General features: G+C 61.8%; 1 pseudogene. It reads right to left on the bottom strand.

Annotation, left to right across the window (positions count from 1 at the left end):
* Positions 1–123: 123 nt before the first annotated feature.
* A pseudogene (locus tag BV911_RS18995) lies at positions 124–314 on the bottom strand (IS21 family transposase); the annotation flags it as partial.

Consider the following 314-nt stretch of genomic DNA (forward strand, 5'->3'; position numbering starts at 1 on the left):
ACGGCCAGCGCGCTCTGGCACGCGTTAGCTATGTGGTGAGCACACGCGCCAGAGCGCCACCGACATCCCGAGCGTGGCCCCTATTTGCGCCGGTAAATGGCCCCTTATGTCACCGTGATTGACACTCGCGATCCAATCAGGCAATGATTGGGTCCATGTCGCCTCAACATAGGTGTAATTCGAGGCGCCCAGCGTGGCGACAAACAGTTGTGCTGTGCGCACCTCGCCAGTCGTGGGATCAATCACGTCGATCGTGTGCCCGGCGTAATCGACAAACAGCCGCTCGCCCGCCGGATGGCGCTGGCGCATCACCG

This window comes from Pseudoruegeria sp. SK021, from assembly GCF_002119405.1.
GTDB lineage: Bacteria > Pseudomonadota > Alphaproteobacteria > Rhodobacterales > Rhodobacteraceae > Meridianimarinicoccus.